At 65.6% G+C, this 26,234-nt stretch carries 24 protein-coding genes; 14 read left to right on the forward strand and 10 right to left on the reverse strand.

Translation table 11 applies throughout. The features are described from left to right. The first annotated feature begins 38 nt into the window (after positions 1-38). From WV31_RS01010 to WV31_RS01030, 5 genes are all read left to right on the forward strand, one after another. Positions 39-1,805, forward strand: coding sequence for an acetolactate synthase 3 large subunit (locus WV31_RS01010; RefSeq protein ID WP_085371926.1), 1,767 nt, complete (start codon positions 39-41; stop codon positions 1,803-1,805). Positions 1,806-1,819: 14 nt separating this feature from the next. Continuing rightward, entirely contained in the window at positions 1,820-2,335 is a 516-nt protein-coding gene (ilvN, locus tag WV31_RS01015) for an acetolactate synthase small subunit (protein ID WP_085371927.1), read from the forward strand. Between the two features lie 53 nt (positions 2,336-2,388). Further along, positions 2,389-3,408, forward strand: coding sequence for a ketol-acid reductoisomerase (gene ilvC, locus WV31_RS01020; protein WP_085371928.1), 1,020 nt, complete (start codon positions 2,389-2,391; stop codon positions 3,406-3,408). Positions 3,409-3,554: 146 nt separating this feature from the next. Further along, on the forward strand, positions 3,555-4,097 hold the full coding sequence (parS, locus tag WV31_RS01025; RefSeq protein ID WP_237051428.1) for a type II RES/Xre toxin-antitoxin system antitoxin: 543 nt from the start codon (positions 3,555-3,557) through the stop codon (positions 4,095-4,097). Further along, positions 4,097-4,531 (forward strand): RES family NAD+ phosphorylase, encoded by a 435-nt coding sequence (locus WV31_RS01030; RefSeq protein ID WP_085371929.1) that lies wholly within the window; start codon positions 4,097-4,099, stop codon positions 4,529-4,531. Before parS ends, WV31_RS01030 begins: the two co-directional genes overlap by 1 nt. A 7-nt stretch (positions 4,532-4,538) precedes the next feature. Here WV31_RS01030 and WV31_RS01035 read toward each other — a convergent pair whose 3' ends face one another. After that, positions 4,539-5,738, reverse strand: coding sequence for a hypothetical protein (locus tag WV31_RS01035; protein WP_145980694.1), 1,200 nt, complete (start codon positions 5,736-5,738; stop codon positions 4,539-4,541). A gap of 379 nt (positions 5,739-6,117) precedes the next feature. On the opposite strand from WV31_RS01035, the gene WV31_RS01040 reads away from it, so the two are divergent. The 6 genes from WV31_RS01040 (at position 6,118) to rodA (ending at position 13,378) form a co-directional block, all read left to right on the forward strand. Further along, the gene (locus WV31_RS01040) at positions 6,118-7,662 is read left to right on the forward strand and encodes a 2-isopropylmalate synthase (protein WP_085371931.1); all 1,545 of its coding nucleotides are present in this window, start codon (positions 6,118-6,120) and stop codon (positions 7,660-7,662) included. Between the two features lie 58 nt (positions 7,663-7,720). Then, positions 7,721-8,761 (forward strand): rod shape-determining protein, encoded by a 1,041-nt coding sequence (locus tag WV31_RS01045; protein ID WP_008618978.1) that lies wholly within the window; start codon positions 7,721-7,723, stop codon positions 8,759-8,761. Between the two features lie 167 nt (positions 8,762-8,928). Beyond that, a complete protein-coding gene (gene mreC / locus WV31_RS01050; RefSeq protein WP_085371932.1) occupies positions 8,929-9,816 on the forward strand; it encodes a rod shape-determining protein MreC in 888 nt (295 codons plus the stop codon). Further along, positions 9,813-10,328 carry a rod shape-determining protein MreD gene (gene mreD, locus WV31_RS01055; RefSeq protein WP_085371933.1) on the forward strand — a complete coding sequence of 172 codons (516 nt, stop codon included), beginning with the start codon at positions 9,813-9,815 and terminating at the stop codon, positions 10,326-10,328. Before mreC ends, mreD begins: the two co-directional genes overlap by 4 nt. 2 nt (positions 10,329-10,330) lie before the next feature. After that, entirely contained in the window at positions 10,331-12,214 is a 1,884-nt protein-coding gene (gene mrdA / locus WV31_RS01060; protein ID WP_085371934.1) for a penicillin-binding protein 2, read from the forward strand. Continuing rightward, positions 12,215-13,378, forward strand: a complete 1,164-nt coding sequence (gene rodA, locus WV31_RS01065; protein WP_085371935.1) for a rod shape-determining protein RodA — start codon at positions 12,215-12,217, stop codon at positions 13,376-13,378. It begins immediately after the preceding gene. 67 nt (positions 13,379-13,445) lie between these two features. Here the strand turns inward: rodA and WV31_RS01070 are convergent, their stop codons facing one another. The 7 genes from WV31_RS01070 to WV31_RS01100 all read right to left on the reverse strand — a co-directional run bounded on the left by WV31_RS01070 (position 13,446) and on the right by WV31_RS01100 (position 21,689). Then, on the reverse strand, positions 13,446-13,676 hold the full coding sequence (locus WV31_RS01070) for a hypothetical protein (RefSeq protein ID WP_085375412.1): 231 nt from the start codon (positions 13,674-13,676) through the stop codon (positions 13,446-13,448). 132 nt (positions 13,677-13,808) lie between these two features. Beyond that, on the reverse strand, positions 13,809-14,138 hold the full coding sequence (locus WV31_RS01075; RefSeq protein ID WP_085371936.1) for an STAS domain-containing protein: 330 nt from the start codon (positions 14,136-14,138) through the stop codon (positions 13,809-13,811). A gap of 14 nt (positions 14,139-14,152) precedes the next feature. Then, a complete protein-coding gene (locus WV31_RS01080; protein ID WP_085371937.1) occupies positions 14,153-16,852 on the reverse strand; it encodes a SpoIIE family protein phosphatase in 2,700 nt (899 codons plus the stop codon). Beyond that, positions 16,831-17,730: a formyl transferase gene (locus tag WV31_RS01085; RefSeq protein ID WP_145980695.1), complete on the reverse strand. Its 900-nt coding sequence runs from the start codon at positions 17,728-17,730 to the stop codon at positions 16,831-16,833. Before WV31_RS01085 ends, WV31_RS01080 begins: the two co-directional genes overlap by 22 nt. After that, positions 17,727-18,752, reverse strand: coding sequence for an ABC transporter substrate-binding protein (locus WV31_RS01090; RefSeq protein WP_085371938.1), 1,026 nt, complete (start codon positions 18,750-18,752; stop codon positions 17,727-17,729). The genes WV31_RS01085 and WV31_RS01090 overlap by 4 nt, the downstream gene beginning before the upstream one ends. Further along, positions 18,749-20,842 carry an MFS transporter gene (locus WV31_RS01095; protein WP_085371939.1) on the reverse strand — a complete coding sequence of 698 codons (2,094 nt, stop codon included), beginning with the start codon at positions 20,840-20,842 and terminating at the stop codon, positions 18,749-18,751. The genes WV31_RS01090 and WV31_RS01095 overlap by 4 nt, the downstream gene beginning before the upstream one ends. 10 nt (positions 20,843-20,852) lie before the next feature. Continuing rightward, positions 20,853-21,689 (reverse strand): hypothetical protein, encoded by an 837-nt coding sequence (locus tag WV31_RS01100; protein ID WP_085371940.1) that lies wholly within the window; start codon positions 21,687-21,689, stop codon positions 20,853-20,855. Positions 21,690-21,878: 189 nt separating this feature from the next. Between WV31_RS01100 and murI the strand changes: the two genes are divergently transcribed. Then, positions 21,879-22,748, forward strand: coding sequence for a glutamate racemase (gene murI, locus WV31_RS01105; protein ID WP_085371941.1), 870 nt, complete (start codon positions 21,879-21,881; stop codon positions 22,746-22,748). A 9-nt stretch (positions 22,749-22,757) separates the two neighbouring features. Here murI and WV31_RS01110 read toward each other — a convergent pair whose 3' ends face one another. Both WV31_RS01110 and WV31_RS01115 read right to left on the reverse strand, forming a co-directional pair. Then, the gene (locus tag WV31_RS01110) at positions 22,758-22,955 is read right to left on the reverse strand and encodes a hypothetical protein (protein ID WP_085371942.1); all 198 of its coding nucleotides are present in this window, start codon (positions 22,953-22,955) and stop codon (positions 22,758-22,760) included. A 17-nt stretch (positions 22,956-22,972) separates the two neighbouring features. After that, entirely contained in the window at positions 22,973-23,161 is a 189-nt protein-coding gene (locus WV31_RS01115; protein WP_085371943.1) for a hypothetical protein, read from the reverse strand. Positions 23,162-23,498: 337 nt separating this feature from the next. Between WV31_RS01115 and WV31_RS01120 the strand changes: the two genes are divergently transcribed. Both WV31_RS01120 and WV31_RS01125 read left to right on the forward strand, forming a co-directional pair. Then, complete coding sequence (locus WV31_RS01120) at positions 23,499-23,894, forward strand: DUF2946 family protein (protein WP_237051429.1); 396 nt, start codon at positions 23,499-23,501, stop codon at positions 23,892-23,894. A 48-nt stretch (positions 23,895-23,942) separates the two neighbouring features. Next, positions 23,943-26,234, forward strand: coding sequence for a TonB-dependent receptor (locus tag WV31_RS01125; RefSeq protein ID WP_085371944.1), 2,292 nt, complete (start codon positions 23,943-23,945; stop codon positions 26,232-26,234).

A 26,234-nucleotide genomic window follows, 5' to 3' on the forward strand; every position in this document is an offset into this window, starting at 1 on the left:
TCGTGCCGGCGATAACGACTTACAGACAAGGTGCTGAGATGGTGCATCACGATACGTTGACCGGAGCGGAAATCCTCCTCAAGGCCCTGGTCGACCAGGGCGTAGAGGTCATTTTCGGGTATCCCGGCGGCGCCGTACTGCCCATCTATGACGAGCTGTTCAAGCAGAACCGCCTGCGCCACGTGCTGGTCCGCCACGAGCAGGCCGCCGTTCACGCCGCCGAGGGCTATGCGCGCTCCACCGGTAAGGTGGGCTGCGTGCTGGTGACCTCGGGGCCCGGCGCCACCAACGCGGTGACCGGTCTGGCCGACGCGCTGTGCGATTCGGTGCCGCTGGTCTGCCTGACGGGGCAGGTGCCCACCCACCTGATCGGCAACGACGCCTTCCAGGAAGCCGACATCACCGGCATCACCCGGCCGTGCACCAAGCACAATTATCTGGTGAAGGACGTCAACGACCTGGCGCGTACCGTGCACGAGGCCTTCCACGTGGCGCGTTCCGGCCGCCCCGGCCCGGTGCTGGTCGACCTGCCCAAGGACGTGGTCCAGGCCAAGGGCGAGTACCAGACCCCGTCCAAGGTCAAGTCCAAGTACAAGCCCCAGGTCAAGGGCGACCTGAAGGCCATCGAAAAGGCCGTCGAGATGATCGCCCACGCCAAGAAGCCCATCTTCTACGTGGGCGGCGGCGTGGTGAATTCCGGCCCGGCCGCCTGTCAGCTGCTGACCCAGTTCGTGCGCATGACCGGCTATCCCTGCACGCTGACCCTGATGGGCCTGGGCGCCTTCCCCGGCTCGGATCCGCTGTTCTTAGGGATGCTGGGCATGCACGGCACGGTCGAGGCCAACATGGCCATGCACGATTGCGACCTGATGATCAACATCGGCGCCCGCTTCGACGACCGCGTCACCGGCAAGCTGGACGGTTTTTCGCCCAAGTCCAAGAAGATCCACGTGGACATCGACCCCAGCTCCATCAACAAGAACGTGGCGGTCGACCTGCCCATCGTCGGCGATTGCGCCCACGTGCTGGAAGACATGATCAAGGTGTGGAAGGCCAAGCAGGCCCGCGTCGATGAAAAGGCGCTGAAGGCCTGGTGGGCCAAGATCGACCAGTGGCGGGGCACCAACTGCCTGTCCTTCGAGAACTCCAACAAGATCATCAAGCCGCAATACGCCATCCAGCGGCTGTACGAGATGACCCGCCACCGCAATCCCTATTTCTGCACCGAAGTGGGCCAGCATCAGATGTGGGCGGCGCAGCACCTGCGCTTCGACCTGCCGCTGCACTGGCTGACCTCGGGCGGTCTGGGCACCATGGGCTATGGCCTGCCTTCCGCCATGGGCGTGCAGATGGCCCACCCCGACGCGCTGGTCATCAACATCGCCGGCGAAGCCTCGATCCAGATGAACATCCAGGAGATGGCCACCCTGGTGCAGCACCGCCTGCCGGTGAAGATCGTCATCCTCAACAACCAGTATCTCGGCATGGTCCGCCAGTGGCAGGAACTGATCCACGGCGGCCGCTATTCCGAGAGCCACATGATCCACCACCCGGACTTCGTCAAGCTGGCCGAGGCGTTCGGCGCCGTGGGCCTGCGCGCCGAGAAGCCCTCCGAGGTGGACGGCGCCATCAAGGAGATGATCGCCGTCGATCGTCCCGTGATCCTGGAACTGCGGACCGACGCGTCGGAAAACGTGTTCCCCATGATCATGCCCGGCATGGCCCATAACGAGATGGTGCTGGGGCCGGAGGACAAGGGCCGCGACAAGCCGGGCTCGGAACAAGACGGCATGGTTCTGGTGTAAGGGGGATCTGAGAAGTGTCCAACGCCATTCAAGAAATCAACCGCCACACCGTCGCCGTCCTGGTGGACAACGAATCCGGCGTGCTGGCCCGGGTCATCGGCCTGTTCTCCGGCCGCGGCTACAACATCGAAAGCCTGACCGTGGCCGAGGTGGACGCGGCCCAGAAGCTGTCGCGCATCACCATCGTGACCTCCGGGACCGCCATGATCATCGAGCAGATCAAGAACCAGCTGCGCCGCCTGGTGCCGGTGCACAAGGTCCACGATCTGACCATCGAAGGCCCCCATGTGTCGCGTGAGCTGGCCCTGATCAAGGTGGTCTCCACCGGTGAGAAGCGGGTGGAAGCCCTGCGCATCGCCGACATCTTCCGGGCGCGCGCCATCGATTCCACCAATGAAAGCTTCGTCTTCGAGGTGGTGGGCGCCACCGAGAAGGTGGACGCCTTCGTCAAGCTGATGGAACCCCTGGGGCTGACCGATGTTTCGCGCACCGGCGTCGTCGCCATTGCGCGCGGGCCGAATCCGATTTAGAAAGCCCGCCAGAATTTTGCGCGGAGCCATTCCGCCTTTCGAAAGGAAGCAACATGCGCGTTTATTATGATCGTGACGCCGACGTCAATCTGATCAAGGGCAAGAAGGTCGTGGTGGTGGGCTACGGTTCCCAGGGCCATGCCCATGCGCTGAACCTGCGCGATTCCGGCGTCAAGGACGTGGCCGTGGCGCTGCGCGCCGGCTCCGCCACCGCCAAGAAGGCCGAGGGCGAGGGCCTCAAGGTCATGACCCCCGCCGACGCCGCCAAGTGGGGCGACGTGGTGATGATCCTTACCCCCGACGAACTGCAGGCCGACCTCTACTACAACGACCTGGCCGCCAACATGAAGCAGGGCGCCGCCCTGGTCTTCGCCCACGGCCTGAACATCCATTTCAAGCTGATCGAGGCCCGCGCCGATCTCGACGTGTTCATGGTCGCCCCCAAGGGCCCCGGCCATACCGTGCGCGGCGAATACCTCAAGGGCGGCGGCGTGCCCTGCCTGGTGGCGGTGGCCCAGAACGCCTCGGGCAACGCCCTGGAAATCGCCCTGTCCTACGCGTCCGCCATCGGCGGTGGCCGTTCGGGCATCATCGAGACCAGCTTCCGCGAAGAGTGCGAGACCGACCTGTTCGGCGAACAGGTCGTCCTGTGCGGCGGCCTGACCAAGCTGATCCAGTACGGCTTCGAGACCCTGGTGGAAGCCGGCTACGCCCCCGAGATGGCCTATTTCGAGTGCCTGCACGAAGTGAAGCTGATCGTGGACCTGATCTACGAGGGCGGCATCGCCAACATGCGCTACTCCATCTCCAACACCGCCGAGTACGGCGACTACGTCACCGGCCCGCGCATCATCACCGAAGAGACCAAGGCCGAGATGAAGCGCGTTCTGGAAGACATCCAGGCCGGCCGCTTCGTCCGCGACTGGATGCTGGAATGCAAGGCCGGCCAGCCCTCCTTCAAGGCGACCCGCCGCATCCAGGCCGAGCACGGCATCGAAGTGGTGGGCGAGAAGCTGCGCGCCATGATGCCCTGGATCGCCAAGAACAAGCTGGTGGACAAGGCCAAGAACTGAGGCCGGCCTCCGGTCGGACGAAAAGGCCCCGGCGGGACACCGCCGGGGCTTTTTGCGTCATCGCCGGATTTGCGCAAGAGACCGGCCCCATTGGACATTTGCGCCAAATGCACATATAATCAGTGCGTTTGGCGCGGAGCGATCTTATGGATACCACAACCAAAGCCACGGCATTGCTCGGCTTGAGATTGCGCCTCGGCGAAGACGTCGAGGTTCCCGACGCAACCAGTAAAATAATAATAACACGTTATAATATGGTGCCAGAGCATATCCCTGGCGCAGGTTATGATGGCCCATGGTCGTCCTACGCCAGCCACGCCCATGACAAACATTCACTTATTGATGTTATCAGAGTCGGCTTCCCGATCGGCACCATTCAGAACCTTATTGATAGCGGTCGCCTCAGCATGGTCGAGATCGACCGGGTCGTACTGCCGCGCAAGACGCTGGCCAACCGCAAGAAGATTGGCACCCTGACCGCCGAGCAGTCGGACCGCCTGCTGCGCGTGGCTCGCGTCATCGCGGCGGCGGAAGAGACATTCGGTTCGCCGCAGAAGGCGGATATATGGCTGCGGCGGCCGAGTGCGGCGCTCGATGATGAAGCACCACTTGATCTGCTTGACACCGAGGAGGGGGCGCGAGAGGTCGAAAGCCTGCTGACCCGGATTGCCCATGGAATCAGCGCCTGATGCTCTCGGGATGGCGCATTTGCCGCCGCCCCTTCGCAGATCTATCCGGTGAGGGAGCGAGACAGGTCGGCGGCCGGTGGAACACGCCGGGCCAGCCCATGCTCTATACGGCCGCGACCCCGGAACTGGCGGCCCTGGAGGTCCGTGTCCATCTGGATCTGGCCCCTGATCTCATTCCCGATGATTATGTGCTGATGCGCGTCGATCTTGGTGGCCTGGCCATCGAGACCGTGACCGCCATACCCGTCGATCCGGCTGCTTTTGGCGACCGATGGCTGGCCGAACGGCGGACGCCCGTGCTCCGGGTCCCGTCCGCCATCATCGCCGAATCCAGCAACCTCCTGATCAATCCCCTCCATCCAGATGGCCCTGGCCGCATGGGCCCCGTCCGAGACTTCACCTTTGATGCGCGGCTCTGGCTGCCGCTACGGTAAAGGAAATCTACCGCCCGAACCGTCCGAACAGCTCCTCCATGAAGGCGGCGAAGGCGGCGGGCGAGGCGCTGGCATCCAGGCCGGCGGCCTTGGCGCGGCCGATGAGGGCCAGGATCAGCACCAGTTCGCCCTTGCGGCCGACCATCTTCTCGTAGACGGCCGGCGGCAGCAGCAGGGCGGATTTGGCCAGCATGGCGGTCATCTGTTCCGGCGGCAGGCCGTAATCCACCGCCAGGCGGCGCACGGTGCCCGATCCGGTCTGGGCCAGCGACCGGGCGGCGCGGCGCAGCTCCTCGCGTCCCGGCTGGCCCAGCGCCGCCTTCAGCTCAGGCGTGGTGAGCAGCGGCACCACCGTTTCCATGCGGATCAGGCGGCCGTCGTCGGACAGCACCCGACTGAGGCGCGAACGGCCGTCGCCCGCCAGTCCGGCGCCCGGCAAGGCGGCGGCGCCCTGAACCGGTCCGGCGGGGGAGACGGGTTCGACCACCACCTCCGTCTCCGGCTCAGGTTCGGGCGGCAGGGGGACGGGCTCGACCACCCATTGGGTGGGCATCTGCCGCTGGTCGGCGCCGCCATCCAGCCACGAGGCCAGTTCGGCGGCGTCGCGGAAGTCGAGGATGCGCGAGCCGAGCGCCCGCACTTCCGGCGGCGTCATGCGGGCGTATTGGGGAATGATCGGCACCTGCCAATCGTGCAGCAGATAGCGGCGGATGGCGTCGTAGAGCTGGTCGCCGGCCGAACGTCCGCGACGCGCGCCCCGGCGCTCCTCGGCCTGGGCGGTCATCCAGCCCAGCATGCCGCCCCATCCCACGCCTTCGGGACGCCGGAGGCGCTGGGCGCGACCGGGCGGAAAGCCGCCGTCCAGACGGGCGCGGAAGTGCCGCTTGGCGGCCGAGCGCACGATCATGGCGATGATCTGGTTGACGGTGCGGCCACAGGACAGCGGCGTGTTGTCGTTATCCACCGGCCGGTTGCGGCGGTCCAGCAGCAGCAGGCGGAAATCGGTGCGGTGGGTGCGGAAGGCGACGAAGCAGCGGTGGAGCAGATCGCAATCGCGCAACGCCGTTTCCAACTCGCGCCCCCGCGGCACCCAGGCCAGATCGGGGACCAGATCCACCAGCTTGGCCATCACCGGTCCGGCCAGGGTCTGGTTGATGGTCTGCCGCGCCGTGTGGCCGACGGAGGACCGAGGAGAAGCGGTACGCATAGCGGTCGGGCTCCAACCCATTGCTCAATCATCCATCCCGAAATCAGCTTAGCGATTTCGTCGGATATGGACTGTGAGCGTCCGCACATAATTTTCCGCTTTCGCACCAGGGGCCTAGGTCGCTGGTTGGAATGAATCCCGGGTGCGGCCCTCCTCCCTTCGCCGTGGGACGCGGGCGAAGGAAGCGGCGCGGTGAATCCTTGGGATTTCGCCCGATTTCGACACACGATCACTGTTGACATTGCGCCGCGAAATAGCCTTCCTATAGGCGCGGTGAAACGGGTTTCACGACGGTGTTTCACTGGCCGCTTCCGGCGGGCCGTGCTCGCCTCTTTCCTGACCGCGCGATCAATGCGCCAATACGATCAAGAGCGAGTGCATGGACCAGAACCGCGTCATCATCTTCGACACCACGCTGCGTGACGGCGAGCAATCGCCCGGCGCCTCCATGAACCTGGAGGAGAAGGTGAGGATCGCGCTGGTGCTTGAAGAGATGGGCGTCGATGTGATCGAGGCCGGCTTCCCCATCGCGTCGAACGGCGATTTCGAGGCGGTCGAGGCGGTGGCCAAGGCGGTCAAGAGCTCGGTGATCTGCGGCCTGGCCCGCGCCACCAGGGGCGATATCGACCGCTGCGCCGAAGCGGTGAAGCAGGCTCCCCGGCACCGCATCCACACCTTCTTGTCCACCAGCCCGCTGCACATGAAGTACAAGCTGCAGATGGAGCCGGAGAAGGTGCTGGAGAAGGTCGCCGAATCGGTGGCCTATGCCCGCAATCTGGTGGAAGACGTGGAATGGTCGGCCGAGGACGGCTCGCGCACCGAACACGATTTCCTCTGCCGCTGCGTCGAGGCCGCCATCAAGGCCGGCGCCACCACCATCAACATTCCCGACACCGTGGGCTATGCGGTGCCCGAGGAATACGCCGCCCTGATCGCCATGCTGATCAACCGGGTACCCAATATGGACAAGGCCATCCTGTCGGTGCATTGCCACAACGACTTAGGCCTCGCCGTGGCCAATTCCCTGGCCGCCGTGGGCCGGGGTGCCCGCCAGATCGAGTGCACCATCAACGGCCTGGGCGAGCGCGCCGGCAACGCCGCCATGGAAGAGATCGTCATGGCGATCCGCACCCGGCCCGACCTGCTGCCGTTCAAGACCGGCATCAAGACCGAGAACATCACCAGGGCGTCGCGTCTGGTGTCCACCATCACCGGCTTCGTGGTCCAGCCCAACAAGGCCATCGTCGGCAAGAACGCCTTCGCCCATGAATCCGGCATCCACCAGGACGGGGTGCTGAAGCACGCCCAGACCTACGAGATCATGACCCCGGACTCGGTGGGGCTGCACCGCTCCTCGCTGGTGATGGGCAAGCATTCGGGCCGCGCCGCCTTCAAGGCCAAGCTGAAGGAGCTGGGCTACGAACTGGGCGACAACGCGGTCGAGGACGCCTTCACCCGCTTCAAGGACCTGGCCGATCGCAAGAAGGACGTGTTCGACGAGGACATCGTCGCCCTGGTGGACGACGCCGTGGTGCGCGGCAACGACCGGCTGAAGCTGGTGTCGCTGGAAGTGCTGTGCGGCACCAAGCACCAGCCGCCCTCGGCCGAGTTGGAACTGTCGGTGGACGGCGTGGTGAAAAGCGTGCGCGCCACCGGCGACGGCCCCGTCGACGCCACCTTCAACGCCATCAAGGCGCTGTTCCCCCACGAGGTGAAGCTGCAGCTCTATCAGGTGAGCGCGGTGACCCAGGGAACCGACGCCCAGGCCGAGGTGACCGTGCGCCTGGAAGAGGACGGCAAGAGCGTCAACGGCCAGGGCGCCGAGACCGATACTTTGGTCGCGTCGGCCAGGGCGTATGTCAATGCCCTGAACAAACTTCTGGTCAAGCGGCAAAAAACCGCCCCCGACGCCGCCGGAGCGTGATAAAAGCACGCCCGCGGTTGGGACCCTTGAAAATGCATCGTACGGTGAGCGAGGTATTATGTTTTCGAAGCTGACGGGTTGGATGTCCGCCGACATGGCGATCGATCTTGGGACCGCCAATACGCTGGTCTACGTCAAGGGTCGAGGGATCGTCCTCAACGAGCCGTCGGTGGTCGCCATCGCCGAGGAAAAGGGCAAGAAGAAGGTCCTGGCCGTCGGCGACGAAGCCAAGATGATGCTGGGCCGCACGCCCGGCTACATCCAGGCCATCCGCCCCCTGCGCGACGGCGTCATCGCCGACTTCGAAGTGGCGGAAGAGATGATCAAGCACTTCATCCGCAAGGTGCACAACCGCCGCTCGTTCGCCAGCCCGCTGGTCATCGTCTGCGTGCCGTCGGGCTCCACCGCCGTCGAGCGCCGCGCCATTCAGGAATCGGCGGAAAGCGCCGGCGCGCGCCGCGTCTTCCTGATCGAGGAGCCCATGGCGGCCGCCATCGGCGCCGGCCTGCCCGTCACCGAGCCCACCGGCTCCATGGTGGTGGACATCGGCGGCGGCACCACCGAGGTGGCGGTTCTCTCGCTGGGCGGCATCGTCTATTCCCGCTCGGTGCGCGTCGGCGGCGACAAGATGGACGAGGCGATCATCGCCTATATCCGCCGCAACCATAACCTTCTGGTGGGCGAAGGCTCGGCCGAGCGCATCAAGAAGGAAATCGGCTCCGCCTGCCCGCCCGAGGACGGCGAGGGCCGCACCATGGAGATCAAGGGCCGCGACCTGATGAACGGTGTGCCCAAGGAACTGATCATCTCGGAACGCCAGATCGCCGAATCCCTGGCCGAGCCGGTGGGCGCCATCATCGAGGCGGTCAAGGTGGCCCTCGAGCACACCGCGCCGGAACTGGCCGCCGACATCGTCGACAAGGGCATCGTGCTCACCGGCGGCGGCGCCCTGCTGTCCAACCTGGATTACGTGCTGCGCCATGCCACCGGCCTGCCGGTCTCCATCGCCGACGACCCGCTGTCCTGCGTGGCGCTGGGCACCGGCCGCGCCCTGGAAGAAATGCCCAAGCTGAAGAACGTGCTGACCAGCATGTACTAGACGCGGTGAATCCTCCCGGCCCCCGGCCGGGAGGATGGGCTTTGATTCCCTGGCTTTGTTGCGCCGCGACCACCTTAATTAGTGGTTTTACGCAAACTAGATATAGTAGTATCGACCCGACGCTTTCCCCTTTGTGCCGGGGGCGTGCGGAGGAACGGAGGGGCTAGGTGAAGCAGTCGGGTGCGGCAGGTCGGCTCGCGACATTAAGGCTGCTGGTCCAGCGCTTCGCCTTCCTGTCCCTGATCGTGGCCTCGGTGGCCCTGATGATCCTGGGCAAGGCCGACATCGTCCTGATCGAGCGCACCCGCGCCCTGGTGGCCGACGCCATCGCCCCCATCCTGGACGCCATGGCGCGCCCCGCCGCCACCATCGCCCAGGTCACCGAGAATTTCCACGAACTGGCCAATCTTCGCACCGAGAACGCCCGGCTCAAGGAAGAGAACGCCAAGCTGATGCACTGGCAGACGGTGGCCCGGCGCCTGGAAGCCGAGAACACCGTGCTGCACGACCAGCTGAACTTCATCCCCGATCCCGACCCCGCCTTCGTCACCGCAAGGGTGATCGGCGACATGGGTTCGGCCTTCGGCCAGAGCATGCTGCTGGGCGCCGGCGCCAAGGACGGGGTGCGCAAGGGCCAGGCGGTGCTGACCGGCGAATCCCTGGCCGGACACGTGGCCGAGGTGGGCGCCCGCTCGGCGCGCCTGCTGCTGATCACCGACATCAACGCCCGCACCCCGGTCATGCTGGAGGCCACCCGCACCCGGGCCATCCTCACCGGCGACAACAGCCAGCGCCCGCGCCTGAACTACATCACCGGCAGCCCGACCATCTCGGTGGGCGACCGGGTGGTCACCGCCGCCTCGGGCGGGGCCTTCCCGCCGGGCATCCCGGTGGGCGTGGTGTCGTCGGTGACCGACGGCATCGTCCGGGTCGAGCCCTTCGTCCGCCGCCATCGCCTGGAATTCGTCTCGGTGGTGGATTTCGGCCTGGGCGGCATCCTGCCGTTCGAACGCCCGCCGCCGCCCGAACGCCGCCGCCGGGGGAAAGAGGAGTGAAGCCCTCGGTCTGGGTGAAGATGGACACCTGGGTCCGCCACTCGGTCCCCTTCGGCATCACCGTGTTCCTGCTCCTTCTCACCGCCATTCCCACCCATATCCCCGGCTTTTCCGGCATCGCGCCCATGCTGCCGCTGATGGGGGTCTATTACTGGGCCATCTACCGGCCCGACCTGCTGCCTGCCTGGCTGGCCTTCGTCATCGGCCTGCTCTACGACATCGTCGCCGGCACGCCGCTCGGGGTGAACGCCCTGGTGATGCTGCTGGTCCAGGGCACGGCGGCGTCCCAGCGCAAGTTCTTCCTGGGCAAATCCTTCGCCGTCACCTGGTGGGCCTTCAGCCTGCTGACCGCCGGCGCCATCGGCATGGCCTGGCTGCTGCTGTCCTTCGTCAAGGGAAGGCCCCTGGACATCACCCCGGTGGTGTTCGAGTACCTGATGACGCTGGCCCTGTTTCCGCTGCTGACCTGGACCCTGGCCCGGACACAGCTCGCCTTCCTGCGCGACGTGTAGCCATGTACCACGACAACGACCGCTCCAAGCTGTTCACCCGCCGGGCCATGATGCTGGCCGGGGGCAAGGCGACCCTGATGGGGGCCCTGGCGGCGCGCATGTACTACCTGCAGGTCATGGAGGCGGACAAATACGCCGTCCAGGCCGAGGACAACCGCATCAGCACCCGCCTGCTGGCTCCGCCGCGCGGCCTGATTCTCGACCGCAACGGCATCGCCATGGCGGTCAACCAGCACAATTACCGCGTCATGGTGGTGGCCGAGCAGACGCCGTCGCTGGACTACACCCTGGACGCGCTTTCGAAGATCATCACCATCGGCGACGGCGACCGCGCCCGCATCCACAAGGAGGTGCGCCGCCGCCGCAGCTTCGTGCCCTTGAGCGTGCGCGAGAACCTGACCTGGGAGGAAGTGGCGCGCGTCGAAGTCAACGCCGCCGACCTGCCGGGCGTGGTGATCGACGTGGGCCAGAGCCGCTATTATCCGCTGGAAAGCTTGGGCGCCCATATCCTGGGCTATGTCTCGGCGGTGTCGGAGAACGAGCTTTCCGGCGATCCGCTGGAGGAGCTGCCGGGATTCCGCATCGGCAAGGGCGGCGTGGAGCGCATCTACGACATGGCGCTGCGCGGCCGGCACGGCACCTCGACGCTGGAGGTCAACTCGGTGGGCCGCGTCATCCGCGAGCTCGAGCGCAAGGAGGGCGAGCCCGGCATCGACCTCAACCTGACGCTGGACATGAAGCTGCAGGAATACGCCGCCCAGCGCTTGGGCGATGAAAGCGCCGCCGTGGTGGTGATGGACATCCATACCGGCGACGTGCTGGTGATGGCGTCCACTCCCTCCTTCGACCCCAATTCCTTCAATCGCGGCCTGTCCAACGAGGAATGGAAGGATCTGTCCACCAATCCCCGCTCGCCGCTGACCAACAAGGCCATCGGCGGCACCTTCGCGCCGGGCTCCACCTTCAAGATGCTGACCGCCCTGGCCGCCCTGGAAGCCCGCGACATCACGCCGGAAATGCGGGTGTTCTGCTCGGGCCATACCCAGCTGGGCAGCATCAAGTTCCACTGCTGGAAGAAGGAAGGCCACGGGGCGCAGGATCTGGTCAACGGCATCAAGAATTCCTGCGACGTCTACTTCTATGAAGTGGCGCGCCGCGTCGGCTACGAGAAGATCGCCGAAATGGCCAAGAAATTCGGCCTGGGCGCGCCGACCGGCATCGACCTGCCCGGCGAGAAGGCGGGCATCATCCCCAACAAGGCCTGGAAGAAGGCGGCGCTGAAGCAACCCTGGCACCCGGGCGAGACCCTGATCAACGCCATCGGCCAGGGTTACGTCACCGCCACCGCCATGCAGTTGGCCACCATGACGGCGCGCATCGCCAATGGCGGCTTCGCCGTGGTGCCCCATGTGGCCCGCGACCAGATCAGCGAAAAGACGGCCAGAAGCCGTACCGCTCCCTCCTGGCCCAGCCTCGACGTGTCCCGCCAGTCCCTGGCCTGGGTGAGAAAGGGCATGTTCGCCGTGTCCAACGAACCGGGCGGCACCGCCTACAAGGCCCGCATCACCCAGGAAGGCATGTGGCTGTCGGGCAAGACCGGATCGGCCCAGGTGCGCCGCATCACCATGCGCGAGCGCGAGACCGGCGTGAAGAAGAACGACCAGTTGCCCTGGAAGGAGCGCGACCACGCCCTGTTCGTGGCCTATGCCCCCGAGGAGAACCCGCGCTATTCCATCGCCGTCATCGTCGAGCACGGCGGCGGCGGCTCGGCGGTGGCCGCCCCCATCGCCCGCGACATCATGATCGAGGTGCAAAAGCGCGACATGGCCCGCGTCGCCGCCGATACGGGAGGCGATTCCATCGCCCCCGATCTGAGGAGGTTTTAGATGCTGAGGCCGCTGCCGCGCACGCCGTCGCGCCTCAACCGCGCCGAAATGTCCATGCGCGACAAGATCTGGCAGATCAACTGGTCGCTGATCACCGTACTGGCCGCCATCGCCTCGGTGGGGTTCGCCACCCTGTATTCCGCCGCCCAAGGATCCATGGAGCCTTGGGCCACCAAGCAGATGGTCCGTTTTGCCGTCGGCATCGGCCTGATGATCTCGGTGGCCATGATCGATCTGCGCTTCTGGATGCGCCACGCCTACACCTTCTACGCCATCGCCTTCGTGCTGCTGGTGCTGGTGGAGTTGAAGGGCACCATCGGCATGGGCGCGCAGCGCTGGATCGATCTGGGCTTCATCCAGCTGCAGCCCTCGGAGATCATGAAGATCGCCCTGATCCTGTCGCTGGCCCGCTATTTCCACGGCGCCGGCCAGCAGGAGATCGGCCGCCCCCTGTTCCTCATTCCACCGATGATCATGGTCTTCGCCCCGGCCATCCTGGTGCTGAAGCAGCCCGATCTGGGCACCGCCATGATGCTGGTGATGAGTTCGGGCGCCCTGTTCTTCATGGCGGGCGTGCGCATCTGGAAGTTCGTGGTGGTGATCACCGGCGCCCTGGCCGCCATCCCGGTGGCCTGGCAGTTCCTGCGCGAATACCAGAAGAAGCGCGTCCTGATCTTCCTCAATCCCGAGGACGACCCCCTGGGCGCCGGCTATCACATCACCCAGTCCAAGATCGCGCTGGGATCGGGCGGCCTGTTCGGCAAGGGCTACATGATGGGGACGCAAAGCCGCCTCAACTTCCTGCCCGAAAAGCAGACCGACTTCATCTTCACCATGTTCGCCGAGGAATGGGGCATGATGGGCGGGTTGGTGCTGCTGGGCCTCTATGCCCTGCTGCTGGCCTACGGCTACGCCATCGCCATCCGCTGCCGCTCGCAGTTCGGCCGCCTGGTGGCCCACGGCATCGCCACCACCTTCTTCCTGTACTTCTTCATCAACACCGCCATGGTGATGGGCCTAGTGCCGGTGGTGGGCGTGCCGCTGCCGCTGATTTCCTATGGCGGCACCGCCATGCTGTCGCTGCTGCTGGGCTGGGGGCTGGTGATGAGCGCCTATATCCACCGCGACATCCCCATCTCGCGGCGCGGCATGGGCGAGGATTGAGCCCCTCCCCTGGAATGCAAAAAGCCCCGGGCCGTGGCCGCGGGGCTTTTTCGTGGGGACCTTTCGGTCAGACGTCCCGTTCGGGGTCGATGTCGAAGCGGCGCTTGCCGTACTTGCCGGTGAAGGACGGGCCGTCGTCGATCTCCACGTGGTCGCGGCCAAAGGTGGCCTGGCGCATCAGGCGCTCCTGCAACTCGATCAGATGCTGCCAGTACTGCATCATCTGATTGGCGGAGTTCATCCAGCCCTCCAGCATGGCCCGCTGCATCTCGACCATGTTCTTGTAGGGATCGCTCATTGTCTTGCCCTCCTCGTCCACCGGCCCGTGCCGATTCTTATCCATGCGAATCGGTTAGGGTCGCATCGGGCTATGGTAGCGCAGACCGGAAGGGCGCGCCAGCCACCCCGATGCAGGTCCGATATCGCCGGCTCACAGGGCGGCCAGCGCGGCGGCCCGGTCGGCGTAGATGGACAGGATCTTGGCGAAGCCGGAAACGTCGAACACTTCCCGGATATGGGGCTTCATGGAGCACAGCGCGAATTTCCGCGTGCCGCGCGTCATCTTGGCGCCGACCAGAACCACCCGCAGCCCGGCGCTCGAGATATAGTCCAACTCGCCGAAATCGATCAGAATCTTCGGTGCGCCGGCATTGACCACCGCCAGGACACGGGCTTCGAAGGCCTTGGCTGTCGAGCTGTCCACCCGGGCGAGGGGAACCAGCACGGTGGCGTCGCCAGCCTGTTCTTCACGAATTTCCATCAGCCCATACTCTCCTATGCCGAAATGGTTTTGCGCAGGGTCGTGGTGTTGCGGCCGCCCTCGTGCGCGTACTCTGTCCCGTCCATGAACTCCTTCACCAGAAACACCCCCAAGCCGCCGATGGGGCGGTCCTCCACATCCAGGTCGAGATCGGGGATGGGGGCCTCGGTGAAGGGATCGTACTCCTTGGCGTCGTCGAAAATCCGGGTCACGAATTCGCGGCCATCGTAGACGAACTCCACCTGGATTTCATGGGCATCCTCGTCATCGTACCCATAGGAAATAATATTGGTGATCAGTTCGTCCAGGCAGACGTTGAGATTGAAGGCCAGCTTTTCCGGCAGGCCGTGCTTTTCGATGAACATATCCACCAGTTCGGCCAGACGCTCCAGCTCGGCGACGTCGTTGGCGATGACCATGGCGACGCGGTCGGGGTCCATGACGACGGGAGCGGGAGCGGGAGCGGGAGCGGGCGCCGCCGGCGCCGCCGCAGAATCCTGTCCGGGCTTGGCCGTGGCCCCGCCATCCATATCGTCGCCTCCCGTCGCCGGGAAACCGGTCAGCATCAGCTTGGGCCGGGCTTCCATGGGCGCATCCGAATCCATGGAAGCCTGATCGAAGCGCAAGGTCAACATGGTGATGTCGTCGAATTGTGGCGCGTTACCGACGAAGGCCTCGACCGAGCGCAGCACTGCCGCGATCACCGCCTCGGGGGCGCTGTCCTCGATGCGGCCCAGCTCGGCGATCAGGCGCGGCTCGTCATAGAGGGCGTCGACGGAATCCTGGGCCTCGGTGACGCCGTCGGTATAAAGGTGCAGCACATCGCCGGGGGCGAGCCGGAAGCTTCCGGTCTCGTATTCCAAATCCTCGAGCACGCCGAGCGCCACGCCCGAGACGTCGCGGATGGCCTCCACCTCGCGGTCGCCGCGCACGATCATGGGCGGCGGATGGCCGGCATTGCAGAAGCCCACCTCGCCGGTGCGGGTGTCGAGCACGCCATAGAAGCAGGTGGCGAACAGAGTCTGCGGGTTGTCGCGGGCCAGCATGGTGTTGACGAAGGCCAGGCATTCGCCGGGGCTGCTGGAAAGCGGCGCCACCGCCTTGACCAGCGAGCGGGTGATGGCGATGAACATGGCCGCCGGCACGCCCTTGCCCGAGGCGTCGCCGATGACGAAGCCCAGATGGTGGCGGTCGATGAGGAAGAAGTCGTAGAAATCGCCTCCCACCTCCTTGGCGGGCACCATGGAGGCGTGAATCTGGAACTCGCCCCGGTCGGGGAAGGGCGGAAACACCTGGGGCAGCGACGAGAGCTGCAGTTCCCGGGCGAAATCCAGCTCCTGGCGCAGCGCCGCCAGCTGGTCGCGGGTGCGCAGGGCCTCGCGCAATATCTCCACGTCGCGGGTGCGCTCGGCGATCAGGGATTCCAGGCGCTCGTGCTGTTCGCGGATGCGCGACGACATGGTCTGGAAGGCCACCGCCAGCACGTCCAACTCGCCCTTGGAGCCGTCGCCGCCCTCGTCGCCCGAGGCCGGGCGGTTGGACAGCGCCTCGATCTGGCGCAGATCGTCCAGCACCGCCTCGCGGGCGTCCTGCTCCAGCATCTCGGACAGGCGCAGCATCTGCAGGCGGATGAACAGCTCCTGGCGGCGGCGCTGGCGCTCGCGCCGCTCCTCCAGGAGGTCGATCTTGATGGCGTTCTCGCGGAAGACGCCCACGGTGCTGGCGATGCGGCCGATCTCGTCGTTTTCGTGACGCACGTCCAGCATCACCGAGGTGTCGCCCCGCGACAGGGCGTTCAGCACCGCGATGGCCTGATCGAGGGGGTCGAAGGAGCGGCGCAGATAGACCGAGAACACCGCCAGGACGAAGACCAGGAACAGCCCCACCGCCCCGATGGCGATCAGGCGGATTTCATGCTGCCGGGCCTGGGTGCTGGTGGAATCGCGCACGCTGACCAGGGCGCCGATCACCCGGCCCTCGCCGTCGGCCAGGGGGAACACCACCACGGAATAGAAGCGCGAGCCGTCCCGCCAGCTTTCCAGCCGGCTCTTGCGCACCGAGATCTTGGACTCGAACACCTTCCACAGCAGGTCGTTGGTTCCGTCGGTCATGGCTCCGGCGCGGTCGACCAGGAAGACGTCGGAACCGGTGGAGGCCTTGAACTCCTCCAGCGGCGGCCTCAAGTCGGACACGATGGTCGCCACGCCCACCACCGCCCCGTCCAGCCCCAGCAGCGGCAGGGTGATGGCGGCGATGAACTGCTTGTCGCTGTTCTGGGTGATGCCGGTGCGCGCCTTGCCGCTGTCGGCGATCAGCCGCACGGTTCCGGCGTCCACCAGGGGCGTTTCCAGCAGCGACCCCTTGGAGGTATAGAGCAGGTCGCCGTCCAGGCCGACGATCTCCACCCGTCCCACGCCCCGTCGAGTCAGGCCGGCAAGGGTGGGCGCCATGAGCTCGCGGGCCTCGCTCGGGCTCTTGCGGGCGATGGCGGCGATCATGTCCTGGTTGGCGGCCAGCAGCGGCGCCGCCGCCTCCAGCCGCTGGACGGTGTTCTCCACCAGCTTGTCCCAGAAGATCTGCTGGCCGTTCAGCGTGGCCTGGACATAGCGCTCGTCGGCCAGTTCCTCGTTCTTCACGCCGGCGAAGAACAGCCCCGCCACCAGCAGGGAATAGGTGACGGTGACGATCAGCGTTACGCGGGTACGGAGCAGCATGCATCCCCCCGCCCGTTGGCCACCGCCTTGGCCACCGCACTGGGCATGGCCATGTCCGGCGGCAGGAAGCCCGACAGAATCTCAAGATATTCCGCCGGCTCGAACAGCTTCAGCCCCTTGGCCTTGAAGTCGGCGAAGGGCTCGGGACCGGGCAGCGAGCCGTACTGGCGCAGGCTGAAATCCTGCTTCTCGTACTGGGGCTCCAATCCCTGGCGCAGCCGCGCCAGCATGGCGAGGAACAGGTCCAGGCCCGGACGGTAGGTGTTGACCACGTGCCAGAGCAGCGAGCGGTTCCGATCGACGGGCAGATAGCCGATCCCGACGATGGGGCCGGTGTCGATGCCCTTGTCCACCCGGTGCAGCGTGCAGCCGATGGAGTCCGAACCATCGAGCATGCAGCGGAACGGCGCGAACAGCCCGGCATAGCGTGGCAGGGCGCCGGGATGGACGTTGTAGGTGCCCAGCCTCGGAATTTCGTAGGTATTGGGCTTGAAGATCAGCGAGAAGCGCGCCGAGATGGTCAGGTCGGGGGCGAAGGCGCGGATACGGGCCTCGCCCTCGGGGCCGTTGAGGTCGGAGATGCTCTCGATGGTGATGCCGTAGCGGGCCGCCAGACCGGCGAAGGTGAGAAGCGGCGCCCCTTTCGCCTCGGCCCGGTCGATGAGCGGGAACAGGATGTCCATGGGCAGGTCGCGCTCGTGGAACTTGATCTCCGCCAGTTCGGGGACGGTGTTCTCCACCGGCCGCGTCTTCTCGCTCATCAGCACCGTCACCGTGTCGCCGGCCAGATGAGGCAGCAAGGTGTTGAGAATCAGGGCCCCGGCCAGATCCATCTTGGTGCAGACGAGAATGCGGAGCGGCGGCTGGGCGGGGTTCAAGGCTTGTTCTCCTTGGCCTCGGTGCGCTCGATGATCTCGGCCAGCCCCATCAGCTTCATGGGGGGAAAGAGACCGATCTGGCGCACCACCGGCATGTTGATCAGCACCGACAGCCGCTTGGGCGCATCGATGGGAATGTCCTTGGGGGCGATCTTGCGGACCAGGATCTGCTCCGCCTTGTAGGCGGTCAGCTGGCCCACCGTGTAATAGCGGTAGACGCCGCCGATCATGGCCTTGGAGGTCACCACCGGGTTCTCCGCCGCGGCGAAGGTGGGGATGGCATGGTCCAGCGCCGCCTGGGTCAGGATGTCGCGGTTGATGTTGAGGAAGGTGTCCGGCGGGATATAGAGGAAATCCACCCGCGCCGCCTTGATCTCCGCCACCTTGGCCGGGATGCTGGACGGCTGGGGCTTGCCCCCCTCCACCTCCACGGGCAGCGCCACCACGTCGAAGCCGGTGGCCTTGCCGATGCCGTCGAGCTGATCGGCCGCCACCTGGGAATTGCGCTCCAGCGGATTGTAGACCATCCCCAGCCGCTTGATGGGCCGGTAGGACTGGATCAGGTTGACCTGGGTCTCCATGGGCACCAGGTAGAGCGTGCCGGTGATGTTGCGCTCCGACGAGCCCAGGCTGGGGACCACGCCGCCCACCGGCTGCGACACCACGGCGAACACCGCCGGAATGTCGGTGATGTGGCGCGCCGGATCGACGGCGTCGAAACGGCCCAGCATCTCCTCGCTGACCGTGGTGCCCCAGGTGAACACCAGATCCACCTTCAGCGCCTTGGCCTCGGCGACGAATTCCGCCAGCCTGGCCTTGTCCTGGCCGGCGTCGCGGATGATCAGCTCCACCGGGATGCCCTGGTTGGCGAAGTAGTCCTTGAAGCCCTGGGCGGCATCCTCCCAGCCTCGCCACAACGCCATGTAGATGCGGAACGGCTTGGCCGCCGGCTCGGCCGCCATGGCCGCCCCGGACACGAGCAGAGTTGCGAACGTCAGGATCAGGGCGAAAATCCGTCTCATTCGTCCCACTCCGCCTCGATGTGGGGGCCGGCGTGATAGGCGAAGGACATCAGGGCGAACACCACAGCCATGGCCAGAACCACCCAGCCCAGCGCCACCACGGCGCCCTCGTAGCCGCAGACCGGAATCAGGGCCGCCGCCAGCAAAGGCCCGGCGAAGCTGCCGATACGCTCGGCCAGACGCAGGAAGGCCAGCACGTTGGTCTGGCCGATGGCGCGGCACTCGGTCCAGCACAGATCGGGGATCATGGCCAGCTGCGGCGAGGCCGACAGCCCGTGCGAGATGCCCAGCAGCAGAATCGCCACCTGCATGGCCATCACCGGCTCGCCCCAGAAGGACGGAAGAATCAGGCCGGCCCCGCCGATCAGGCCGCCCACCGCCACCAGACCGGCCCGCCAGCCCACCCGGTCGGCAAAGCGCGCCACCAGCGGCGACAACAGCACCACCGACACCGGATAGGCCATCATCATCCGCGCCATGTCGCCCAGATCGAGGGAGGTGTTCCGCGACAGGGTCAGCGGCACCAGGAAGAACAGGAAGCCGGTCAGCGCGATCTTGGACGGAATGGCCGCGAAGGCCACCAGCGCCGAAAAGCGCCAGTTGCGCAGCAGGCGCAGGAAGTCCCGCTTGCGGGGGCTGGGCCCCTCGGCCACGGGCTGGGCGCTGTCCAGCAGGCGCCAGATCAGCACGGCGGTCACCACGGTCAGCGCAGCCGCCACCAGGAAGGTGACGCGGTATCCCATCCGCTCGGCCAGCACGCCGCCGATGCCGGTGCCGCACACGCTGGCGGTCAGCACGGCGCCCACATAGACTCCCAGTCCCTGGGTGCGGCTCTGCTGCTTGGACACCTGGGCGATATAGCCCTGGCAGGCCATGGTGATGAAGGCGTAGCCCAGCGCCGTGGACAGACGCCAGAGGATCAGATCGTAGACCGACACCGCCAGCCCCGACATGACGAAGCCGATGGTGGCCGGCACCAGGCCGATCAGGAACACCCGGCGCGCCCCCAGCCGGTTGGCCATCAGCGAGGCCGACGGCGAGGCCAGCGCTATCACCAGCATGAACACCGCGATGGGCAGCCCCATGACCATTTCGGGCGAAAGGCCGGGAATGGGGGCGTACAGGTCGCGGATGTAGAGCGGCATGAACGAGCGCGAGATTTCCTCGGCGAACACGAACAGGAACAGCGGCAGGCGGATGTCGGTGGCCTGATGCTCGTTGATGATCTCGGGCTGGCCGTTGCGGGAGAAGCGGAACAGGAACCGCACCCGGGATTCGATGTCCCTCACCTTCTCGACCACGCCCTGGTCGAAATGGGCGGCCTTGACCTCGTCGATATAGGCCTCGAGCCGGCGGAACAGCTGGTCGGCGAGCCGGATGGCGCTGTTGAAGCCGTGAACGAAGCGCCCCACTTCGTCGTCCGAGGTGATTCCGGCCGAGCAGCTGAAGTCGCCCCGCCTCACCCGGTCCATCACCACACCCACCACCCGCATGGGGCCGGTGATGTTGAAGGTCACCACGAACAGCAGGATTTCCACCGCCACCAGCAGCGCCACCAGGGTGACCACGCCCAGGTCGATGAGAATCTCCTGCAGCCTTCCCCGCACATAATCCTGGTCCATGCCCACGTGGACATGGCCGATGCGGCTGCCCTTGATGGTCAGGGGCTGGGCCATGTCGATGAAGGCGCCCAGGGTGAATTTGCGCGGATGATCCATGTCGGCGGTGAAATCCGCCCCGCCATAGACGGATTCCAGGGCCGCAGGTTCGGCGCCCTCGGCGAAGAGGACCTTGCCGCTGCGATCGGTGATGGCCAGATAGCGCAGTTCCGGGTTGGCGGCCAGGACGGGGGCGAAGAACTGATCCACCCCCTGCAACTGGTCGAGCGGAATGCCGTAGCCCACCGCCCGCTCCACCGAGGCCTCCAGGTCGCGGCCGATGGCCTCGGCCTTCTTGTCCATCTCGGGAACCAGGCCTCGGCTGAACTCGTCGGTGGCCTCGTGGGCGATCCAGCCCACCGGCGGCACCAGAACCAGGATCACCAGCAGCAGCAGGCGGAGGAACAGCGGGCGGGTGCGGTCGAGGGTCATGGCCCGGCCCTCACATCAGCCGGTCGAGACGGCCGACTTCGTCGGTGGCGTCCTTGACGTGGTCGATGGTCTCGCGGGTCTTGCCCACGAACTCGGCGAAGCGCTCCTCGAAGGAATCGCCGCCCGCGTCGGGAACGGCGAGCCCCCCCACGGACAGCACATCCCCCATGGCCTTTTCCATGCTGCCCAGCTTGCGCCCCACTCCGGCGAACAGGACGTAAAGCCCCACCACCGCCACGGCCGAGGCCGCCAGCAACGCGACGGCGATGCTTTTCAGCAACTGGGTCAGCAGGCCGGCAACGCCCCGTTCCACATAGGCGATGGGATAGCGCAGCACGACGCCGCCTTCCACCTTGCCCAGATTGTTGACCAGGGGCAGGCCGACGATCAGGTTGTCCTCGTCCACCACGCTGAACGATTGCTGCATGCCGCTGCGGATGGCCTCGGCCAGGGGCTCGGACACCCGGGTGCCGATGGCGCCGCGATCGGTGTCGAACAGCACCTCGCCCCGGTAGTCGTAAACCTCGACCGCCAGGATCTGGGGGTCGCGGGATTTCTCGCGCTCGATGATCTCCTGCACCTGGCGGAGCTGGCGCAACGCAAACCCCAGGTTGAGACTGTCCTCCACCCTCTTCTTGATGGTGAACACCACGAAGGAGTAACGGGACTGCACCTGGGCGGAATAGACGCTTTCGAACTTGTAGTAGGCGAAGAAGGCGGTTACCAGCAAGGTGGCGGTCAGGATGGAAACCAGCGCCAGCGAGACCTTGCGGGCCAGCGACCAGCGCACGGGGCGAGCCGGTGGAAGGCAGGCGCCGGTGCCGCCCGCGATGCTGGATTGCCCCATTAATTCCAAGACCCGTTATCCTTCCCACCGGGCGACGGTTGAACCAAGCGGCCGAAGCGATTAGAAGCAGGTTCTGTTTATAAGATATTTACCCAAGCCGTCCAAGTGCGTGGAGGCCTGAATTCCCAGGTATATCGGAGAATCTTCATTCCCCGTCCAATCATGTGGACCCTCGAGTAAAAGATTCCAATGACTTCACAACACGGACATACAGTGTTCACCTCATTCGATGCTATACCAGCGACATATCCAATCGGAATCTTCGACTCCGGGGTGGGGGGGCTGACCATTGCCGCAGCCATTCGGCGCACCATGCCCGATGAAAAGCTGCTCTATCTGGGCGACGTGGCCCGCCAGCCCTACGGCACCAAATCTCCGCGCACCGTGACCCGCTATGCGGTCCAGGCTTCTGAATTTCTGGTTGAGAAGGGCATCAAGGCATTGGTGGTGGCCTGCAACACCGCCTCGGCGGTGGCGCTGGACGCCATTTCGGAGCGCTTTCCCGGCCTGCCGGTCCTCGGCGTGGTGGAAGCGGGCGCCGATGGCGCGGCGCGCGCCTCGGCCCGAGGGCGCATCGTGGTCGCCGCCACGGAAGGCACCTGCCGCTCCGAAGCCTACGAGCGCGCCATCGCGCTGCGCCGCCAGGACGCCACAGTGCGTTGCATCCCCTGTCCGCTGTTCGTCGCCCTGGCCGAGGAGGGGCTGACCGACGGCCCCATCGTCGAGAGCGTGGCGCGCCACTACCTGGGCTCGCTGTTCGATAGGGACAAGGGAGCGGACGGCGAGGCTGGCGACTGCCTGGTCCTGGGCTGCACCCATTTCCCGCTGCTGGCCCCCGCCTTGGCGCGCCTGGCCGGGCCCGGCGTCACCCTGGTGGATTGCGCCGAGGCGACCGCGTCCATGCTGGTCCGATTGCTGGAAGGGCGCGAAGCCCCACGGGGAAGCGGCGGCGGCCTTCAGCTGATCTCCACCGACGCGCCGGAGCGCTTCTCCCGCATGGCGGGCAAGCTGTTTCCCGCCATGGGGCCGTCGCCGGCGGTGGAACTGGCGGACCTCTGAAGCTTCGGGCTATTCCACCGGAACCAGATCGTCGATCATGGGACCGGCCAGACGCAGCGCCATGGCGCAGACCGATTGCTCGCCGCATTGGGAAGAGCACGACCGGACGCTGTCGATGAGCCGAAGGCATTCCGAATACTTGCCCTCGCCGTAAAGGCGCCGGGCCTCGGACAACATGGCGATGCAGCGGTAGGATTGTCCGGTCACCGTCTCTCCCCACCGGATCAGGCGGCGCAGGCCGCCGCCTGGGAATAAAGCTCGTCCACCAGGATTCGGGCGACACCCGGGGTCAGGCTGGAGTCCCGCGCCAGCAGCACCGCCCGCGCCGCGTCGCGTTCCTCGGCATGATCCAGGCCCAACCGCCGAGCGGCGGCGATGGCGCTGCCGATGATCTCGATGAGTGAACCGTTCATGTCCTGCCCCGAATGCCGACCGTTGGAATTTGTCCACTTCATGATGGAACCCGTTGATGTCCCAGGCCAGACACGAAGCGAGAGGATTTGTGAGTCCATGTAGCGAAGCCAAACGTTTTCCCGCGCATCCGGCACGGAACGACGAAAATTGACGATGGTCAATTACGGTTATTGAATATTAAGCCGCCTTAATTATTCACCCCTGGAAATTCGCTCCATTGGAGGGAATCTCCGTTGACTCTGGAGTAGGTGACGCCTTAAACCCGTGTCGTCGTCTTGACATTCATTTGGAGCGGCCGGACGAATGAGCGGCGGCATCTTGAGTCGAAGCGGTTGGTTGCGGGGGATACGGGTCCGGTGGACCGGTATCGCGCGGCTGCTGCTGTTGGCTTTTGCCCTGCAACTGGCCGTGCCGCTGTTCAACGCGGGCGGCATCGCCGCCCTGGCCGGCGAGGCGGCCTTCCAGGCCGACCTGCAATCGTCGCTCTGCCACGACGGCAAGGTCGACGCGGCGCCGGACAGTGTTCCGGCCTCCTCGCCGCAGATTCGGCACTGTGTCTTCTGCCTGCCCATGGCCGGCGATCCGGCCATGGCGGGATTCGCCGTACAGCCCCCCATTCCCACCGCCACCGAGACCATCGCGCCCCACCTGGCCGACGATCAGGTGCCTTTGTCCGCGCGCCCGGCCTTCGCCCGCTCCCGCGCGCCCCCGTCCACGCCTCGCACCGTCTGAACCTTTCCTGCCCCATCGGGGGCATTTCACGGTTTTCGAGGATCGACCATGCCCGCCCTGATCTCCCGCCGCGCCATGCTGTGCGCCGGCACCGCCCTTTGCTCCATTCTGGCCGTGGCGTCCGGCCCGGCTTATTGCGCCGACGCCGCCGCCGACATGCCGGAAGTGGTGATTCAGGAAAAGCCGAGCGTGATGGAAAAGTACAAGCTTCCCAATACCTCGGAATCCATCACCGCCGAAAAGATGGCCGACACCATCAACGTGGTCGATCCCGAGGACGCGGTGAAGTACATGCCTAGCCTTTCGGTCCGCAAACGCAACAACGGCGACACCCAGGCGGTTCTGATGACGCGGACCTGGGGCTATAGTTCCAGCGCCCGTTCCCTGGTCTATGTGGACGACATTCCGATCTCGGCCCTGATCGCCAACGACAATACCAAGGGCGGACCACGCTGGGGCATGGTGGCCCCCGAGGAGATCGAGCGGGTCGACATGATGTACGGCCCCTTCTCCGCCCAGCATGCCGGCAATTCCATGGGCGGCGTGCTGCAGATCACCACCCGCATGCCGGAGAAACTGGAAGCCAGCGCCAAGCAGACCGAGACGCTGCAATATTTCGATCTTTACCAGACCAAGGACACCTATCGCACCGACAAGAGCAGCGCCACTCTCGGCCACAAGCTCGGCGATTTCTCGTTCTTCCTCGCCGGGTCGAGTACCTACAGCGAATCCCAACCGGTCAGCGTCCTGACCCGCGGCAACACCACCGGCCTGACCAGCACCACCGGCACCATCGCCGCCGTGAACAAGTCCGGCGCCACCGCCAACGTGGTGGGTGTGGGCGGATTGCTGCGCACCGAAATGCAGAATTTCAAGGCCAAATTCGCCTACGACCTCACCCCCGAGATCAAGGCCACCTATACCCTTGGTTTCTGGCAGAATCATGGGCGCTCGCGGGTCGAGAGCTATCTGAAGGATACCAGTGGCGCCACCACCTTCGGCGCGGCCGACACGTCGGGCAGCAACAATGGCGGCACCTTCGCCGCCGCCAATTACATCCTCGAGCAGGTGCAGACCTCGCACGCCCTGTCGCTGAAATCCGACACCAAGGGCAAGTGGGACTTCGAGGGCAACCTTACCCACGTGCACTACGACCGCGATATCCAGAAGCAGCCCCTGGGCACCACCGGCGGCACCACCTTCACCACCAACGGCAAGTATACCCAGATGGACGGCACCAACTGGACGACGTCCGACGTGAAGGGCATCTTCCGCCCCAACGGTCCCGGCGGCGCCCACGAGGCCAGTTTCGGTGCTCATTACGACCGCTACATCCTGTTCGCCCCCACCTACACCACCTCCAACTGGCGGACCGAGGCCCCGGTGACCGGGACGATCGCGGATTCACGCGGCAACACCCAGACCTATGCCGCCTGGGCCCAGGATGTCTGGAAGCTGACCAATACCGTCAAGGCCACCTTTGGCGGGCGCTACGAATACTGGGAGACCTTCAAGGGCTTCGTCCAGAGCTCGGCAAGCAGCAGCGCCGCCGCCAAGGACAGTGACCGCACCGCGTTCTCCCCCAAGGGCTCGCTGGCCTGGGATTTCGCTCCCCAATGGACGGTCTCCGGCTCGGCGGCCAAGTCCACCCGCTTCCCCACCGTGTCCGAACTGTATCTGAGCACCGGCACCGGCACCAACACCACCATCGCCAATCCCGACCTCAAGCCCGAGCGGGTCAACAGCTATGAACTGGCGCTGGAGACCACCCTGGGCGACGGCAAAAGCCGGATCTCGCTGTTCCAGGAGAACGTCACCAACGCCCTGATCAGCCAGTCCACCGCCAGCGCCACCGGCACCTCCACCTACGTCACCAACGTGCGTGAGATCCGCAATCGCGGCGTCGAACTCGCCTCGCAGCAGAACAACGTGGTGATCCCCGGCCTGGAACTGGCCGGCAGCCTCACCTACGTGGATGCGGAAATCCTCGAGAACCCCACCTGGGGCAGCGGCACCCAGACGGTGGGCAAGCGGGTTCCCAACATCCCCATGCTGCGCGGCACGGTGGCTGCCACCTACCGGCCGAATGACGAATGGGCCTTCACCACGGCGGCCCGCTACCAGGACCGCATGGCCACCACCATGGACAATACCGACTACGTCAACAAGGTGTACGGCTCCTTTGACTCGTTCTTCGTGATCGACGTGCGCACCCGCTACAAGCACAGCGAGAACCTCGAGGCCGCCATCGGCATCGACAACGTCAACGACTGCAAGTTCTACGAGTTCCACCCCTTCCCCCAGCGCACCTTCATCGCCGAAATGAAGCTGAAGCTGTAG

Origin of the sequence: Magnetospirillum sp. ME-1 (assembly GCF_002105535.1) — a bacterium.
Classification (GTDB): Bacteria; Pseudomonadota; Alphaproteobacteria; order Rhodospirillales; family Magnetospirillaceae; genus Phaeospirillum.